At 37.2% G+C, this 18,364-nt stretch carries 13 protein-coding genes, 4 tRNA genes and 1 rRNA gene; 5 read left to right on the top strand and 13 right to left on the bottom strand.

What is annotated here, in order from left to right; all coding sequences use genetic code 11:
- Positions 1 to 16: 16 nt before the first annotated feature.
- From HAV12_RS06390 to proS, 8 genes are all read right to left on the bottom strand, one after another.
- Positions 17 to 90, bottom strand: a tRNA-Ala gene (locus HAV12_RS06390).
- 98 nt (positions 91 to 188) lie between these two features.
- Positions 189 to 262 (bottom strand) — tRNA-Ile (locus HAV12_RS06385).
- A gap of 121 nt (positions 263 to 383) precedes the next feature.
- Positions 384 to 1,897, bottom strand: a 16S ribosomal RNA gene (locus tag HAV12_RS06380).
- A gap of 934 nt (positions 1,898 to 2,831) precedes the next feature.
- Positions 2,832 to 3,068 (bottom strand): DUF4294 domain-containing protein, encoded by a 237-nt coding sequence (locus HAV12_RS06375; RefSeq protein ID WP_370528479.1) that lies wholly within the window; start codon positions 3,066 to 3,068, stop codon positions 2,832 to 2,834.
- 606 nt (positions 3,069 to 3,674) lie between these two features.
- The gene (rpsT, locus tag HAV12_RS06370; RefSeq protein ID WP_132037938.1) at positions 3,675 to 3,926 is read right to left on the bottom strand and encodes a 30S ribosomal protein S20; all 252 of its coding nucleotides are present in this window, start codon (positions 3,924 to 3,926) and stop codon (positions 3,675 to 3,677) included.
- Between the two features lie 116 nt (positions 3,927 to 4,042).
- A tRNA-Glu gene (locus tag HAV12_RS06365) sits at positions 4,043 to 4,114 on the bottom strand.
- Between the two features lie 43 nt (positions 4,115 to 4,157).
- Positions 4,158 to 4,229: transfer RNA gene (locus HAV12_RS06360), tRNA-Glu, on the bottom strand.
- 77 nt (positions 4,230 to 4,306) lie between these two features.
- Positions 4,307 to 5,785, bottom strand: a complete 1,479-nt coding sequence (gene proS, locus HAV12_RS06355; RefSeq protein WP_171568915.1) for a proline--tRNA ligase — start codon at positions 5,783 to 5,785, stop codon at positions 4,307 to 4,309.
- A gap of 101 nt (positions 5,786 to 5,886) precedes the next feature.
- On the opposite strand from proS, the gene HAV12_RS06350 reads away from it, so the two are divergent.
- The 5 genes from HAV12_RS06350 to HAV12_RS06330 all read left to right on the top strand — a co-directional run bounded on the left by HAV12_RS06350 (position 5,887) and on the right by HAV12_RS06330 (position 11,633).
- Positions 5,887 to 6,906, top strand: coding sequence for a hypothetical protein (locus HAV12_RS06350; protein ID WP_171568914.1), 1,020 nt, complete (start codon positions 5,887 to 5,889; stop codon positions 6,904 to 6,906).
- A 53-nt stretch (positions 6,907 to 6,959) separates the two neighbouring features.
- Positions 6,960 to 8,540, top strand: coding sequence for an OmpP1/FadL family transporter (locus tag HAV12_RS06345; protein WP_171568913.1), 1,581 nt, complete (start codon positions 6,960 to 6,962; stop codon positions 8,538 to 8,540).
- Positions 8,541 to 8,784: 244 nt separating this feature from the next.
- A complete protein-coding gene (gene rimO / locus HAV12_RS06340; RefSeq protein ID WP_171568912.1) occupies positions 8,785 to 10,098 on the top strand; it encodes a 30S ribosomal protein S12 methylthiotransferase RimO in 1,314 nt (437 codons plus the stop codon).
- A 41-nt stretch (positions 10,099 to 10,139) separates the two neighbouring features.
- Positions 10,140 to 10,694, top strand: coding sequence for a hypothetical protein (locus HAV12_RS06335; protein WP_171568911.1), 555 nt, complete (start codon positions 10,140 to 10,142; stop codon positions 10,692 to 10,694).
- 33 nt (positions 10,695 to 10,727) lie between these two features.
- Complete coding sequence (locus tag HAV12_RS06330) at positions 10,728 to 11,633, top strand: N-acetylmuramoyl-L-alanine amidase (protein ID WP_171568910.1); 906 nt, start codon at positions 10,728 to 10,730, stop codon at positions 11,631 to 11,633.
- A 324-nt stretch (positions 11,634 to 11,957) separates the two neighbouring features.
- Here the strand turns inward: HAV12_RS06330 and HAV12_RS06325 are convergent, their stop codons facing one another.
- The 5 genes from HAV12_RS06325 to HAV12_RS06305 all read right to left on the bottom strand — a co-directional run bounded on the left by HAV12_RS06325 (position 11,958) and on the right by HAV12_RS06305 (position 18,359).
- Entirely contained in the window at positions 11,958 to 13,034 is a 1,077-nt protein-coding gene (locus HAV12_RS06325; RefSeq protein ID WP_171568909.1) for an outer membrane beta-barrel protein, read from the bottom strand.
- A 631-nt stretch (positions 13,035 to 13,665) separates the two neighbouring features.
- Entirely contained in the window at positions 13,666 to 14,625 is a 960-nt protein-coding gene (locus HAV12_RS06320) for a glycoside hydrolase family 5 protein (protein ID WP_171568908.1), read from the bottom strand.
- 12 nt (positions 14,626 to 14,637) lie between these two features.
- The gene (locus HAV12_RS06315; protein ID WP_171568907.1) at positions 14,638 to 15,870 is read right to left on the bottom strand and encodes a glycoside hydrolase family 27 protein; all 1,233 of its coding nucleotides are present in this window, start codon (positions 15,868 to 15,870) and stop codon (positions 14,638 to 14,640) included.
- A gap of 95 nt (positions 15,871 to 15,965) precedes the next feature.
- Entirely contained in the window at positions 15,966 to 17,213 is a 1,248-nt protein-coding gene (locus HAV12_RS06310) for a fasciclin domain-containing protein (RefSeq protein WP_171568906.1), read from the bottom strand.
- An 84-nt stretch (positions 17,214 to 17,297) separates the two neighbouring features.
- Complete coding sequence (locus HAV12_RS06305; protein ID WP_171568905.1) at positions 17,298 to 18,359, bottom strand: IPT/TIG domain-containing protein; 1,062 nt, start codon at positions 18,357 to 18,359, stop codon at positions 17,298 to 17,300.
- Between the last annotated feature and the right edge of the window lie 5 nt (positions 18,360 to 18,364).

Below are 18,364 nucleotides of genomic sequence, written 5' to 3'. Positions count from 1 at the left end.
AGCTTAAAACCTTTTGTGGAGAATAACGGAGTCGAACCGTTGACCTCCTGCGTGCAAGGCAGGCGCTCTAGCCAGCTGAGCTAATCCCCCTTTTTAATTAAAAATTAAAAATCGTGAATTAAAAATTATGAACTTTTTGATCCTTAATCTTTCAACTTCTAAAATTTCCTTTTTTTAAGTTTAAATAGTTGTCTCGGACAGACTCGAACTGTCGACCCCTACATTATCAGTGTAGTACTCTAACCAGCTGAGCTACGAGACACTCTTATTCCTAAAATTTATTATTTGAACTAACAGCAAGAGTAAAATAGTCTTAAAATTAAAACCTTTAAAGCTTCTTCTTTTTTCCTCAGCGTGCACAAGTGCTAACACTAAGGCTCTAGAAAGGAGGTGTTCCAGCCGCACCTTCCGGTACGGCTACCTTGTTACGACTTAGCCCTAGTTACCAGTTTTACCCTAGGCAGCTCCTTGCGGTCACCGACTTCAGGCACCCCCAGCTTCCATGGCTTGACGGGCGGTGTGTACAAGGCCCGGGAACGTATTCACCGGATCATGGCTGATATCCGATTACTAGCGATTCCAGCTTCACGGAGTCGAGTTGCAGACTCCGATCCGAACTGTGACCGGTTTTATAGATTCGCTCCTGGTCGCCCAGTGGCTGCTCTCTGTACCGGCCATTGTAGCACGTGTGTAGCCCAAGGCGTAAGGGCCGTGATGATTTGACGTCATCCCCACCTTCCTCACAGTTTGCACTGGCAGTCTTGTTAGAGTTCCCGACACGACTCGCTGGCAACTAACAACAGGGGTTGCGCTCGTTATAGGACTTAACCTGACACCTCACGGCACGAGCTGACGACAACCATGCAGCACCTTGTAAATTGTCTTGCGAAAGATCTGTTTCCAAACCGGTCAATCTACATTTAAGCCTTGGTAAGGTTCCTCGCGTATCATCGAATTAAACCACATGCTCCACCGCTTGTGCGGGCCCCCGTCAATTCCTTTGAGTTTCATTCTTGCGAACGTACTCCCCAGGTGGGATACTTATCACTTTCGCTTAGCCACTGAAATTGCTTCCAACAGCTAGTATCCATCGTTTACGGCGTGGACTACCAGGGTATCTAATCCTGTTCGCTACCCACGCTTTCGTCCATCAGCGTCAATCAATTAGTAGTAACCTGCCTTCGCAATTGGTATTCCATGTAATCTCTAAGCATTTCACCGCTACACTACATATTCTAGTTACTTCCTAATAATTCAAGTTCAGCAGTATCAATGGCCGTTCCACCGTTGAGCGATGGGCTTTCACCACTGACTTACTAAACCGCCTACGGACCCTTTAAACCCAATGATTCCGGATAACGCTTGGATCCTCCGTATTACCGCGGCTGCTGGCACGGAGTTAGCCGATCCTTATTCTTACAGTACCGTCAAGCTGGTTCACGAACCAGTGTTTCTTCCTGTACAAAAGCAGTTTACAATCCATAGGACCGTCATCCTGCACGCGGCATGGCTGGATCAGGCTTGCGCCCATTGTCCAATATTCCTCACTGCTGCCTCCCGTAGGAGTCTGGTCCGTGTCTCAGTACCAGTGTGGGGGATCTCCCTCTCAGGACCCCTACCCATCGTAGCCTTGGTAAGCCGTTACCTTACCAACTAGCTAATGGGACGCATGCTCATCTTTTACCGTTGTGACTTTAATAATATCTCGATGCCGAGTCATTATACTATGAGGTATTAATCCAAATTTCTCTGGGCTATCCCTCTGTAAAAGGTAGATTGCATACGCGTTACGCACCCGTGCGCCGGTCTCTGGTTCCGAAGAACCATACCCCTCGACTTGCATGTGTTAAGCCTGCCGCTAGCGTTCATCCTGAGCCAGGATCAAACTCTTCATCGTATATTGTTGATCTGATTAATCAGATCGTTTTGTTATTCGAATCAGTCTCTATCGGTTCTTTCTAATCTCTCGATTATCTTACTCTTTATTCTTTTGCCTTAACATCTCTGTTAAAGCGGCTGTCAATTCAATATGTCTACGAACGTGTATTTCTTCTTTTCGCTTGTTTCTCAAAGCGGGTGCAAAACTACAACTTCTTTTTTAATTAGCAAGAACTTTATGAAGATTTTTTTTGAAACTTTTTTCAAGTCTCGCATCCTCCAAATCCCTACCAATCTATCAATGAACTTTCCGTGTTTTGCGGGGTGCAAATGTAACATCTGTTTTCAAATCTCACAAGCTTTTTTAAATCTTTTTTGAAAATAAATTTTCCCTTTGATTTGTAATGCCTGTCAGTATTTCGATGAACGTCTGTCGCTGTTGCGGGTGCAAAAGTAGTCCCTTTATTTACATTTACAAGGCTTTTACTTATATAATTTACATCTTTTTCAAAACTTTTTCTTAACTCTCTGATAACAGAGTTTTTACAAATTAAACATTTTTACCATTTGTAAGGAATTTCAACAGCTCTTTGCGATTAATCCAACTAACACTTTATCTTAGCCTCCCTTTTTAGCGGGTCTTCCCATTATAAAGCGCTTTTCTGCTCTTTTAATAAAATAGCCTCTTTTGTCTTTATTTGGGGGCAGACAGGGGTTATCTCGCCTCTATTGTTACGGAGCCTCTCAAAAAGCCGACTTTAAAGTCTTAGCTCACACAAAGGCGCAAGGGCGCAAAGTTTATTATTTATACTTATATATACCTCTTTTCAAACCACCACCTAATGGAAATCCTTTTTTCTTTAAATTAATTATATACCTATAAAACAAACCCGACAGGTTTTCAAAAAACTGTCGGGGTGCATATTCGAAATAATACCTTATATAATAGGAGTCTATTTTTTATTGAGTGTTTTCGCTTTTGATTCCCAATGATTCATAAGATCGTCATAGTTTACGGGATTTGCAGATTTCTGATTCATTAATCGACCGGACTCAAATGCTCTTACAAGAATGGTTTCTATCAGATAGTCTTCATTGGACTCATAGGGCTTGTACTCGGTTTTTAAACTGATGTCAAATAAATTGGCGGTCGTATTGGACACAAAAGCCTTGAAACCACTTTTTAGCATTCGGACTAGTTCGTAAATCGTGTCCGAAATTCAAGATTTAATTTCTAGCTTTAGAAAAAAAAGAAAAAAGAAAAAGGACAGACTAAATGAAGTTACTCAACTTACCCTGCACGATTTTAACATTGAGAATTTCAAAAATTAAAACAAATTAAAAAACTAAAACTATTACGAAGACTGCCTCCATATCAAAATCAAGAATTCGATTCAGGAACTATATAATCATCAAGAAAACAACTGACAAATAACAACTTTTATCAAACCGCCTCAAATGACATGAAAAATTAATTAATCCAATCCAGAATCATTCAACAAGACATTAATAAAAATGAATAATCATAAAGAAATATTGAATTGTTTTTAGAAACAGAATCACAAATACCTTGGCAAAATCTTTTAATTCAAAAACATTTACATCTCAATTCATAAGATATAAAGAATACAGTTTCTTTATCATCGTGACTAAGTTCCGCACCTCAATTTTAAATTTCGCATTGATTTAATCTTGCAACTCCACTGACTTTAAGATTAGCCCGGGACAATTTATTTTAAACAAAAAAAGCCCTCTAAAAGAGGACTTTTTTTTTGCATTTAGGAAATTGTAATTAATTACAATTTAGCAACATGTTTCGTTAATTTCGACTTCAAGTTAGAAGCTTTATTATCATGAATGATGTTCTTTTTAGCTAATTTATCAATCATAGAAATTACAGTTGATAATTTTGAAGAAGCATCAGATTTTTCAGTAGCTAATCTTAATGCTTTGATAGCATTACGAGTAGTCTTATGTTGATATCTGTTAAGAACTCTTCTTTTTTCGTTACTTCTAATTCTTTTTAAAGCTGACTTATGATTTGCCATTTTATTATGTTTTTACCTTTTTATAATTCTTTTTAGTAGTCCGTAAGAGAACTGAACCCCTAGACAAACGGACCAATCACCCTTCTATTTTTTCAATTTTTATCAATTGAAATTTGTAGCCCGTAGCGGAATCGAACCGCTCTTACATGGATGAAAACCATGCGTCCTAACCGATAGACGAACGGGCCATTATGACATCAAGTTTAATAACTTAATTCGCAGTAAAAGTAGTAGCCCGTAGCGGAATCGAACCGCTCTTACATGGATGAAAACCATGCGTCCTAACCGATAGACGAACGGGCCTGCTTCTCTAATGCGGATGCAAAGATACATCTATTTTTAAGATGCACAATAGCTGAAGCAAAAAAAAATTATTTTTTTTAATATGCCTTCGCAAAAAGCACTCTTTTAGACGAAGGATTCCCAGTAAACACACAGGTTCCCGCCTCTTCCAACGCATCCAAAGGAATACAACGAATCGTTGCTTTTGTCAGGTCTTTTATTTTCTCTTCAGTAGCTGCTGTTCCGTCCCAATGAGCCGATACAAAACCACCTTTTCCATCTAAAATTTCTTTAAACTCCTCAAAACTATTTACTTCCGTAATATGAGTATTACGATAGCCTAAAGCTTTATTAAATAAATCGCTTTGAATCTGCTCTAACAGCTCATTTATATAATTTACGATTCCATCACCGGAAACGGTCTCTTTTGTCAAAGTATCGCGTCTTGCAACCTCAAAAGTTCCATTCTCCAGATCTTTTGGTCCTACAGCAATTCTAACCGGAACTCCTTTCAATTCCCATTCAGCAAACTTGAATCCAGGCTTTTGAGTCGTTCTGTCATCATATTTAACCGAAATCTTTAGTTTTTTAAGCTTCGCCACTAATTCATTAACTGCAGTAGTAATTTGTTCTAATTGCTCATCAGTTTTATGAATAGGAACAATAACAACTTGTATTGGCGCCAAATTTGGAGGCAAAACCAACCCCTGATCATCAGAGTGCGTCATCACCAGGGCTCCCATCAAACGAGTAGAAACCCCCCATGAAGTACCCCATACATGTTCCTGCTTACCTTCTGCGTTAGCAAACTTTACATCAAAAGCTTTTGCAAAATTCTGCCCAAGAAAGTGTGATGTACCAGCCTGCAATGCTTTTCCATCCTGCATCAATGCTTCAATACAATACGTTTCATCAGCACCTGCAAAACGTTCTGTTTCCGTTTTTATACCCTTTACAACAGGAATTGCCATAAAGTTCTCAGCAAAATCAGCATAAACATTCATCATTTTTTCAGATTCTTCAATAGCTTCCGCTTTTGTAGCATGGGCAGTATGACCTTCCTGCCATAAAAACTCAGCCGTTCTCAAAAACAAACGTGTACGCATTTCCCAACGAACTACGTTTGCCCACTGATTAATTAATAAAGGTAAATCTCTGTAAGATTGTACCCATCCTTTATAGGTAGACCAGATTATCGCTTCACTCGTTGGACGAACAATAAGTTCTTCCTCTAACTTTGCATTCGGATCAACCATTAATTTTCCGGGCTTATCCGGATCATTCTTTAATCTGTAGTGTGTGACAATAGCACATTCTTTTGCGAATCCCTCTGCATTTTTTTCTTCCGCCTCAAACATACTTTTGGGCACGAATAAAGGGAAATACGCATTTTGATGTCCTGTTTCTTTAAACATTCTGTCTAACTCAGCCTGCATTTTTTCCCAAATAGCATATCCGTACGGTTTAATAACCATACATCCTCTGACTCCTGAATTTTCGGCTAGATCTGCTTTAACAACCAGCTCGTTATACCACTTTGAATAATCTTCTGATCTTGTAGTGAGGTTCTTACTCATATTGAATAGTTTGGCACAAATTTTGTTTTAATAATTTTAACTAAATAGTTTGACAAAACTAACTATTTTTGTAATGTGCAACAATAAAAAACACCACAGATATGAAAACTTCTATTTCTCTTCGCCAAAACTCAAGTCATTTTTACTTAATTGGATTATTGAGTTTTCTACTTGCATCGTGTGGTTCTTACCAAAATACATCTTATTATGACAATGACGGTGTTTATGGTAACACACGAAACACTTACGCACAAACAACCACCTCCAACACTAACAATCAATATAAGGATTACTTCAAATCTTTACAGGACGATAATCAGCCTACTGAAATTTTTACAGATGTAGACAGTTATGGTAATTATGCTGCTAACGACAGTACTGAAACGGCAACTACTACCGCCTATCCGGCATGGGGAAGCAGCAACACTGAAGTAGCTATTAATTATTATCCTGATACTTCCTGGTCATGGGGAATTTCCATGGGATGGGGAGGTTATTATGGATGGGGTTACCCTGGTTACGGATGGGGATGGGGAGGATATCCTTATTACGGATGGGGCTACCCTGGCTACGGATGGGGAGGCTATCCAGGATATGCATGGGGCGGCTATCCCGGATATTGGGGAAGACCTGGATACGGATACAACAATTACGCCTATAACTATGGACGAAGAGGTTCTGCTTCTTACTACGGAGGAAGAAATTATAGTTCAGACAGAAATTACACAAATAGAAGCTATAGCAACAGAAATTATACCAATAGAAACTTTACCAATACAAACAGAAGTTATACTAACAGAAACTACACAACGAACAGACGCGAGTATACAGATTTCCGAAGAAGTTCTTCTGTGAATGACAGAACAACAACAAACCCTACCTATACAAACAGAAGAAGTAATGCACAGGGTCAAAATAACAGCTATGATTACTCTAACAGAAGATCAAGCAGCACACCAACAACCAGAAACTATAACAATACAAACAGCAGCCCAACAAGAAGCTACTCTCCCAGCCCATCACGCTCTATGAATAGTGGCGGAGGAAGCATGAGATCTTCCGGCGGTGGCGGTGGCGGCGGTGGAAGATCGTACGGTGGTGGCGGTGGCGGAAGAAGATAACTTCCTTCTCTGTTTCGTTACATCTAAATACAATCATCTAAAAACTGAATCCAATGAAGAAAATAGTATTCCTATTAATAACAGGACTATCTTTTAGCGTCTCACATTCACAAGAAGTTTCAGACGCTGTTCGTTATGCGCAAGACAACCTTACGGGAACTGCCCGGTTCAGAGCCATGGGCGGAGCCTTTGGAGCAGTGGGCGGCGACCTGTCTTCCTTAAGTGTAAACCCTGCCGGATCGGCGATATTTGCCAATAATCAGACAGGAATAACCTTAAGCAATCAGAGTATTAAAAATAACTCCAACTATTTTGGCACAAATACCAGTGACGACAAAAATTCTTTTCTCCTGAATCAGGCTGGTGGTGTTTTTGTTTTTCATGACCGAAACCCAAACAGCAACTGGACAAAAATTGCTATTGGAGCTTCTTACGAGAACACCAACAATTTTGACAATAATACTGTTTCGGCAGGAACTAATCCAAACAATTCTATAGATGAGTATTTTTTAACTTATGCTAACAATAGCAATAACGGCGGACCTGTCCCTCAGAGTTTAATTGGATTAGGTAACAATCAATCAATAGGAAATTTATACAGTTTTTTAGGCAGTAATTTACCAAACAGTCAGTACCCAAATCTATCGGGCTACAGTGCCCAACAAGCAATGTTAGGTTATGAGGGACGCATAATAATCGCAGACAACATTAACAATCCGAACAGCGGTTACAAAACTAATGTTCCTGCAGGAGGTGATTACTATCAGGAAAACGAAGTTTACGAAACAGGCTACAATAGTAAAGCAAGTTTCAATATTGCAACATCCTACAAAGACCGTTTGTATTTAGGAGCCAATTTAAATGTGCATGTTACAGACTACAGAAGAACGAGTACTTTTTATGAAGACAATAACAAACCATTAGTTGCAGGTGAAACCATATCCAGTTTACGTTTCAACAATGACCAATATACTTATGGTAATGGATTTTCTTTTCAACTTGGCGCTATTGCTAAGGTTACGGAATCTTTTCGTCTTGGTTTAGCTTATGAATCTAACACCTGGTACGAACTGTATGATGAAATTTCCCAAAGCCTTTATACCACACGTCAGGCTGCAGGAGGCCAGCCTATAGACAAACCAGTTAATCCGAATGTTGTAAATGTTTACGAACCTTACACTTTACAAACTCCGGGAAAAACAACTTTTAGCGCTGCTTATGTATTTGGAAAATCAGGCTTAATCAGTGTGGATTATGCCATTAAAGATTATGGAAATACAAAATACAAACCAACAAGTGACGCAGGCTTCAGAGGCCTAAACAACCAGATAAGCGACGAGTTAACTTCTACAGGAGAGCTACGGGTTGGTGCAGAATATAAAATCAAACAATTAAGTTTACGTGGTGGTTATCGTTTTGAAGGGAGCCCTTATAAAGACGGCACAACAATTGGCGATTTAACCAGTTATTCAGGCGGTTTAGGCTATAACTTTGGCACTACCAAAGTAGATTTAGCCTATTCGTACTTAGAAAGAAAATCAAATCAGGGTTTCTTTGCGCAAGGATTTACTGATGGCGCAAACATCTCATCGAAACTGAACAATGTTTCCTTGACTTTATTATTTGAATTGTAATTAAGAATAAATAGATGATTTTAAAGATCCGTCAGGCATTGCTTGACGGATTTTTTTTAGCCCGTATGAAAGCGACATCCTTTTCCTGACTTCCTCCCCATGAAAAAAAAAAAAAAAAAAAAAAAAATACAGCGGAGAACAGTCCTGATAACTATCGAAACCTTCATAAAAAACAGCTAAAAGAAAGGGAAACAAGCGGTGTTTGAATAAAAAAGTGTAATTTTGCACTCCAATTTATAAAAGTATGAGAACCAAGTCTTTAAAAAAGAACAAAATTAACGTAATCACTCTTGGGTGTTCGAAGAATGTATATGACAGTGAAGTCCTGATGGGGCAGCTTCGTGCAAGCGGAAAAGATGTTGAACATGAAGCGCCTGCAGAGCGAGAAGGAAACATCATTGTAATTAACACCTGTGGTTTTATTGATAATGCCAAAGCAGAATCGGTAAACATGATTTTGGAATATGCTGATAAAAAAGACAAAGGACTTGTTGATAAAGTTTTTGTAACCGGATGTTTATCGGAGCGTTACAGACCTGATTTAGAAAAAGAAATTCCGAATGTTGATCAATATTTTGGTACAACCGAACTGCCTCAGTTACTGAAAGCATTAGGAGCCGATTATAAACATGAATTATTAGGAGAACGTTTAACTACAACTCCTAAGAACTACGCTTACTTAAAAATTGCAGAAGGCTGCGACAGACCCTGCAGTTTCTGTGCAATTCCATTAATGCGCGGTAAACACGTTTCGCAAACAATTGAAAAATTAGTTAAAGAAGCAGAAGGCCTGGCTAAAAACGGAGTTAAAGAACTTATTTTGATTGCTCAGGATTTAACTTATTATGGTCTTGACCTTTATAAAAAGAGAAATCTTGGCGAACTTCTGGAAGCTTTAGTAAAAGTTGAAGGCATTGAGTGGATCCGTCTGCATTACGCTTTCCCTACCGGTTTCCCAATGGACGTTTTAGAAATCATGAAACGCGAACCTAAAATTTGTAATTATATTGATATTCCATTGCAACACATTTCGGATTCTATCCTGAAATCGATGCGTCGTGGAACTACGCAAGCTAAAACAACTCAATTATTAAAAGAATTCCGTGCTGCTGTTCCCGGAATGGCAATCAGAACGACTTTAATTGTTGGATATCCGGGTGAAACACAGGAAGATTTTGAAATTTTGAAAGATTTTGTTCAGGAAATGAAATTTGACAGAATGGGATGTTTCGCTTATTCACACGAAGAAAACACGCATGCTTACTTACTTGAAGATGATGTTCCGGAAGATGTAAAACAAGCGAGAGCTAATGAAATCATGGAATTACAATCTCAAATCTCATGGGATTTAAATCAGGAAAAAGTTGGAAAGGTCTTTAAATGTATCATTGACCGAAAAGAAGGAGCGCATTTTGTAGGCCGAACGGAGTTTGATAGTCCTGATGTGGATAACGAAGTATTAATTGACGCTGCCAAACATTACGTAAAAACAGGAGATTTTGTTAATATCAAGATAATTGAAGCAACAGAATTTGATTTATACGGAGAACCTGCTTAAATTTACAATAGATATTTTGCTAACTTTTGAAAAACAATCTTATGAAACCTATTCAATCTTTATTTCTTTTAGTTTTCACGTTATTGTGCATTACTTCTGTTTCTGCTCAATACGGAAACGGATATAATAACGGCTACGGTGGCGGAGGTGGTTACGGAAGAGGCGGCGGAATGGGAATGGACAGAAGTATGATGCAGGCTGGACCGCAAGGCCAGAGCAAACCTAAAGAAATTCCTGCTGAAGAAACTGCAGCTAAATTTGTAGAGCAAATGAAACCAGTTGTAAATCTTGATGAACTTCAGGCTATAGCAATCACAAATGTTTTTGCTGACAGTATGAGAGAACAAGGTATTCTATTAAAAAATGAAAGCAGCAGCCAGGATGTGAAAATGGAGCAATTGAAAGCTTTACAGGAAAGCACTACAAAGAAAATAACTGCTTTTCTTAATCCTGATCAGATCGAAAAATACACCAGTTTTATGGCTAATTTCAAAGAAATCAAAAAGTCGAAGTCAAAAAAGAAAAAAGACTCTAAAGAGAATAAGGAAAATAAAGAAATAAAAGAAGACATAGAAACAGGAAAAGTTCAAGAATAATTATCTTAACTTAATTCCAAAATGTAATTAATTATGATAAAAAAACATTTATGCTATCTGCTTTTAGCAATTATTGTTACTTCGTGCTCGACAAATCCTTACAAAAACACTGAAAAAGTTTACGATAAGCAACTTAAGACTTTAGAAAATCAAATTACAAGTAAAGAAACTCAAAACATACCTGCGGTTAGCCCGGTAGTTATTGATACTACATATGCTCAACAATTAGGGATTGTTAAAGATACCTTATCAAAAACAGGATCCACTATTTTATTGAATGGTATTAATACAGAATGGATCGGTACTGTAAATTTTAATTTAAGAAAACCAAGCTTTATTATTATTCACCATACAGCACAGGATTCTGTTCAGCAAACCATAAATACTTTTACAAAAACAAAAACACAAGTGAGTGCTCATTATGTGATTTCTGAAAACGGAAAAGTAGTTCAGATGCTGAATGATTATCTAAGAGCATGGCATGCAGGAGCATCTACCTGGGGAAAAAACACAGATATCAACTCAAGTTCTATTGGAATAGAACTAGACAACAATGGCTTTAAACCTTTTACAGAGGCACAGATCAGCAGTTTGGTTGCTCTTTTGACTAAACTGAAAAAAGATTATAACATTCCGACTCAAAATATACTGGGCCATGCAGATATTGCTCCAGGAAGAAAACAAGACCCAAGCGCTTTGTTTCCCTGGAAGACATTGGCAGAAAAAGGATTCGGAATCTGGCCGGATGAAGTTTTGGAAGAAGCTCCTTTTGATTTTAAAATAGAACAGGGTTTGCGCATTATTGGTTACAATACCAAAAATCTGTCAGCAGCGATAATGGCTTTTAAGTTACATTATATTCAAACTGATACTACCTCAACTTTAGACCGAAAAACAATAGATACTATTTACTCTATTTACAAAAAACAGCTACAGTAGTTTAAGTTATTTTATATAAGATACCGCATTTCCATATTTAGAGATGCGGTTTTTTTTATGTTTGGATGTTAGATGCAAGATGTTAGATACAAGATTTTAAGCGTAAATTGCCGCGTTGAGATGTGAGATTTTAAAAGATCATCAATATAGCAAGATTAAATATGCTAATTCTGTTGAATCAAAGTCTGGCGGCTACTCTTTACTTCTGCAATTAAGTCCTGACAGATATTGGAATTACATATCAAGGTACTACAATTAAAAAAGCTGCCAAAACATTAGTATGTTTCGACAGCTCCAAAAAAAAAAAATATCAATCTTTATCTCTTAGAAAGAGTATGTTGTTGCAATTAGTCCAAAAAATGATCCGCCTGTTGGTAATGCATCTTTGTCTAAAAATATATCTTCGGATGCTGCATCGTATCTTAGCTCAGGAATTATGGTCAATTTTCCAACTTTATAGTTTAGTGAAAGTGTGTTCGCAAATACACTGGAACCATTAAGCGTTCCTAAATTCAAAGCATCTTTAGCATCAAAATATTCAACTCTGTACGCCAGGCTCAAAGACTCTTTAAAGGCGTAATTCGCGTATCCTACCAATGAGAACCATTCTCCATCCAGGTCACTATTAAAATCATTTGTTACTTTCGCATAAGTAGCATTAAAGCCAAGTCCGAAACTATCACTAATTGTTTTTGAGGCTACAAAATCAATCTGTGTTTTATTTTCGTCCGTCGGTGGAATTATAGTACCCGGAGTCGGATTTGTACTTCCTGATGTAAAATTCAAATAGGCACTCCCTGTTTCGGCAACGTATCCTAACTGGCCCACATAGGTTTTCTGAGTAGATCCGGCATCCATTGCCGATTTAAAATCAGTAGGGTTCGTAATCCCGAACATGGCCGTAAACTTTCCGGCTGTATATTGTGCTTTTACCCCTGTATTAAAAAAGGGTCCATATGAAAACGCATACGACATACTGTAGTTTTTATTGCTTACAGCATCCAGCAATTCATATCCGATATGAGTTCCAAAACTACCTGCTACTACTTTAAATTTATCTGTAACATCATAAGTGAAAAATAATTGTTTTATGATGAATTTTGTATTCTCTTCGTTATATGAAAACTCTTCTGCTCTGGTTCCGAAACCTAAATCTACAAAAACAGAAGCTTTTCCGAATTTATGGCCTGCCTGAACTGAAGCCATTCCCAGTTCGAATGAATCCTGTGAGTTGGTAAAGCTCGTTAATCCATTCATTTGTTTAGAAAAATCATATTTATAGTAAGCGTCTGCTGATCCTCCCCAAGTGGTTGCCGGTGAAACTGAAGCTTCAGTATCATCTTGTGCAAAAGCAAAAGAACTGGTTAACATCGCGGCTAAAATGTGAAATACTTTTTTCATGTTTTAATTGGTTTTTAGTTATTAATTGATTCTGGTTAGTTAATCTTTTATATATCTATTAATAGTATAAGTCATTTCTAAAACCTCAAACTCCCCCCTCAAACCTCTTCATTTACATTAGCGAATTTATTAACTTTTGTGAGAGTAGAAGAACTGCCAACTCTTTTTTTGATGTTTTCGGGAAAGAATTACGGATTACAAAAATTAGCTTAACAATAATCGTGATATGACATTAATACTGAATTAATTTTGAAAATTTAATAACCGTTTTTAGCCCATTTAAACTAAAAACATAGGGTTTAACTAAAAATAATTGATTAAAAACAACCTAAAACAGACAAAAAACATCTCAAAATAAAATTGACCCCTAAAAAACTTGGGGTAAAATTAAAAATAGAAACAAAAAAGTCATTAGACAAAACATTTATATAACAAATACACCTCCTAAAGTTAGATAATCTAAATTCCTACAAAAACGAGCTTGCAAAAACTCTTTTACAATACTGGATTGACCGACTCATTAACAGATAATAATTTGTCAAAATTATATTAAGTACCACAAAAAAAAAGACGCACTATTGTGCGTCTCTATGAATAAGCGTTAAGCTCATTTACATTAAAAAAACAGGATTTATTTCGGATTGTATTTTCTTAGGTATTCACGCGCCCTGATTCCGGATTCTTTTAAATCTTCTATTTTCCACTTTCCTTCTGATTTTGCGGATTTTTTCAAAACGGAACAGGTTTCGTCTTTATCAGATACTGACCATGTAATCCAACTTAACTTTTTTGCTTCCATCCAATCTATATATTCCTGCCAGGCTTTCAGATCTAAAGGTCCATCACCGGAAGCCTCCATACCTGCAGATTCTGATATAAAAACAGGCAACCCTTTATTTATAGCTTCATCTGTTTTATCTCTCAAATTCTTTCCATGTGTTGCCGCATAAAAATGCATAGTATACATTATATTAGTAACTCCTAAAATAGGATCTGCTGCTGCGAGATCAACATCCTGATCCCAATGTGGCGAACCGACCAGAATAATATTGTTCGGATCATTTTCTCTTATCACCTTAATTACTTCTTCAGAATACGCTTTAACCTCAGCCCAGCTTTCATAATCGGGTTCATTAAAGATCTCATATATAATATTGGGATATTTCGAATACTTTTTGGATATCTCCGCAAAAAAGGCTTTCGCTTCTTCTAAGTTGATATTATGACTGTGCCAGTCGACTATTACATAAATATCAGCCTTAATGGCTCCTTTAATAACAGCTTCAATTTTATCTTTTGAAAATTGTGGCTCTTTCATATAGGACATCTCTCCTAATTCGATACCCATGGCGGCGCGAACGACATTACAATTAAAGTCTTTTTGCAGCCACTTAACCGCCTTTTCATTATAAAATCTGGGCCACATACTATGCCAGCCAAAACTCATTCCTCTTAAAACAACAGGTTGATTAGATTTGTCTACTAATTGAGTTCCCGCAACGCTAAGCTGCCCATGAGTTTTAACCTGAGCATTTGAAAAAGAAAACAGTAACAATAAAGCAATGCTGAATAATTTATTCTTGACATTCATAACTATTGGAGTTTACGGGATTAATCTTAATGTAACTGAATCATGAGGAGCAAGATCTGCAACAAAATTCTTTTTTGTGGAACCAATTTCTTTGTTCTTCCACAAGTCTTTCAGTTTAAATACCGTTTTGCTGAAATCGGCTTCATAACCAAAATCAGTGTCTTTAATGGTGTGTTTTTTCCAATCGAAATTGACTTTTTTAGCGACATCACTTCTATTTAAAAACGTAACTGCCCAATTTCCATCTGATAAAGGCTTTACCCAGACTTCTAATCCGTCTTCGGCCGAGTATTTAAAACCCTGGATTCCTAATTTATCCTGATTTACTGCAATTAGTTGCTTATTGGTAAGGATTGCCAATGTTTCTTTAGACATTTTTCTAAAATCATTTCCTGCAACAAGCGGTGAGGCCATCATGCACCACATCGCAAAATGAGATTTATCTTCTGTATCATTCATTTCATTTCCCACTTCCATCATATCAAAATCGTTCCAATGATCGGGGCCTGAATATTTACGAATATCTTTTCGCATCTCAACAATTTTCATGAATCCCCACGAGGACCAATTTTCCGGATGTTTGAACTCACAATCGAAACATGGATAAATATCCCCGGAGATTCTCCATAGATTACCAACTGGTTTTCCCCACTCCCAGGGCTTATTATCACCCCATTCACAAAGGCTGAAAACCATTGGTCTTCCGGCAGTTTTTATGGCATTACTCATTGTGGTATAGGCTTCTTTGGCGGTAATTCCCTGCGTATTGCACCAATCGTACTTTAGGAAATCAATTCCTAATTTGGCATAAAATCGTGCATCCTGGTATTCATAACCGCGAGTCCCGGGATAACCGGCACAGGTTTGCGTTCCGGCACAATTGTACAAACCAAATTTTAGTCCTTTGCTGTGTACATAATCAATTACTGCTTTCATTCCGCCTGGGAATTTAACAGGATCAGGAATTAAATCCCCATTAGCATCACGTTCTCTGGTCATCCAGCCATCGTCGAGTACAATGTAATTGTATCCTGCCGCTGCCATTCCTGATGAAACCATAATATCTGCCGTTTCTTTCACCAGTTTTTCATCGATACTGGTTCCGAAAGTATTCCATGAATTCCAGCCCATTGGAGGTGTCATAGCCAAACCTTCAAATTTACCACCAGCTTGTGTATGTGTATTTCCCTGGCTAAAACCTAAACAGGAAACACTAAAGGCCAGAATTAAAACTATCTTTTTCATCCTTAAAAAATTTCAATTAATTAGTATAAAAAAGTATTCCCTAACGAGTGATTAGGGAATACTTCAAACAAACTCAAAATAAAACAAATACTTTTTTACAAAAATCCAATATCATCAAGATATAGAATTCCCGGCAATCCTGAATATTCTTTTATGAACAACGAATTAACATTGGCTCCTAACTTTTCGGGGTGCAGCTCTGATATCGGTATAGAGATATTATTCCATTCTCCTGCTTTGATATCAACTGCTTTTCCATCAGCATCATTTGTACCACCAATTGAGAATAAAACTCTGGTACTTACCGTGGCATATATGGATAATTTTAAATAACCATAGTCTGCAACATTTACCGGATTGTACTGCATATACAAACCACTCCAGCTATCGGTAGTACGCTTAATAGAATAGGCCCCTCTGTTTACATTTTCGGTACTTTGGAAATTTTCGCTGCCGCCCCACTGCCATGTAGAAACAGGAGTTGGAGATCCGGAGAAATTATCACCATACATTAAAAATTTAACACCAATTGTGGCAATATTGGATACACCATATTCTGTCTGCACTTTTACAAGAGCATAAGACCCGAAGTCTGCCGGAACTGTTACTTCAATTTGCGTTTTTGATATCGATTTGAATACGACTTCTTTATTGTCAAATGTGACACTTTTTACCTTTACAAAATGGGATCCGGTGATGGTTACCACATCTCCCGGTGATGCAAAGGATTGAGAAAGAGCGGAAACAATTGGTGTAGGCGGAGACAATGCTATTACATTATCTAAAACATTAACAAAACCGTTTGTTGCATAATAATCCAACCCAGTTGCAGGTTTATCAGAGCCATTCACTTTCAAAACTCCACCAGTCACATTTACACCTAACAGGTACAAATCCGGATTGGCGGTATTGGCCAATGTAGTCAATTCGCCTGTTTCCAGATAATCGGCAGTTACGCCGTCTAATTTACCTACTCTTTTTTTAGCTCCTTTTACCACATGGCTCAGTACGATTTGTTTTAAAACATCAACCGGTACTAAAGTAATATCCGGATAACCCAATGAGTTTACGTATCCGCTTTTCACAAGGTAAGCTTCCAGAATAGCATCAGCTGGAACAAAATAAGTAAAATCTTCATTTGTATTTAAAGTAGCTTCCAAACCTGCTAATTGGATTGCTTTATTAAAAAGCAACAAATTAGTATTCGCTTTTATCAGGCCATAAGCTGTATTGTAATTTTGCTCTGCACCTCCTACGCCCGGAAGATCATTATCACAAGAAGCAGCCAGGGCAACTAAAAATGCACATACTGCTATCTGTTTTAGTTTATATATTATTTTCATAAGTTTTCTTTTTTATATTTTTTCAATGAAAAGAATTAAAAGAATCCGTTAATCCTGTTAAAGGACTCTTTTAAAAAATTCTTACTATTTTAATATCAGACCTAAATCATCAATAAAAATTGTATTTCCTCCTTCTTTACCTCCAAATTCCTGAAATGTGATTTGTGTTAATTCAGTTGGGCTGTCCAACGCATTGAAAAGGATTTCAATATTTGTCCACTCAGATGTAAAATTAATAACCGGTTTTATTTTATCATTTCCGTTAATAAATACACCAACTGAACCCGAATTCTGTCCTTTAAGACTTATTCTGATTCCTTTATATTTAGAGATATCAAATTTTGAGTTATCAATTCCGATATACAATCCGTTCCATTGACCGGCTTTCCACGAAATACTTTTTGAACCTTGCCTTGGATCTTTATCATACGCAATGTCATAAGGATTTGTTGCATCCCATAAACCATCATAAGATCTTAACGAAGTATAAGCATCATCATAAATAGCACTGCCAAAAGTTTGTGCTGCCACTGTAGTTCCGGAAACATTGGTAACAGATAATTTTTTATATAATATATCTGCGGGTACTTTTACAGTGATTTCAGTTAAGGTCGATGAAATTGGTTCAACTGCTGTGGTTCCAAAATTAACTATTGGTCGCAGGAAATACTCTCCTTTGATCGTAATGATATCTCCCGGATTTGGATTAATAGGAAAACCTGAAATACTTGGAGAAGGAGGCCTTACTTTTACCGTATATTTCAATGTTCCTACTTTAGTAACAATCTTCAATTCATCCATTTCATTGAAGTACGGAGTGTCCTGATCTACAGAAACCACAATAACATTATCGGTTACCAATGTCGGATTAAAAGAAGATTCTAAACCATTAAAGGATATGGATTGTAAAGTTGAAAACCCTGAACCTCTAATAATATAGGTATTCCCTGCATTAATCACATCAGTTGGAACGTCTACCTGTCTGTCTCCCTCTACTAAAGGATCATCAATAACTGATTTCGTAATTCCTGTTACGGCTAATTTCCCTGATGAAGAACTTCCTTCATCGTTTGAACACGAACTAAGCAATAAGATTGAAGCCAAAAAACAAAACTTCAATACCATTATTTTTTTTATATTTTTCATAATTG

The sequence above is a fragment of the Flavobacterium sp. CLA17 genome, assembly GCF_013112255.2.
GTDB lineage: Bacteria > Bacteroidota > Bacteroidia > Flavobacteriales > Flavobacteriaceae > Flavobacterium > Flavobacterium circumlabens.
Note: the sequence above shows the minus strand (reverse complement) of the source record. Positions and strands in the feature narration are given on the sequence as shown.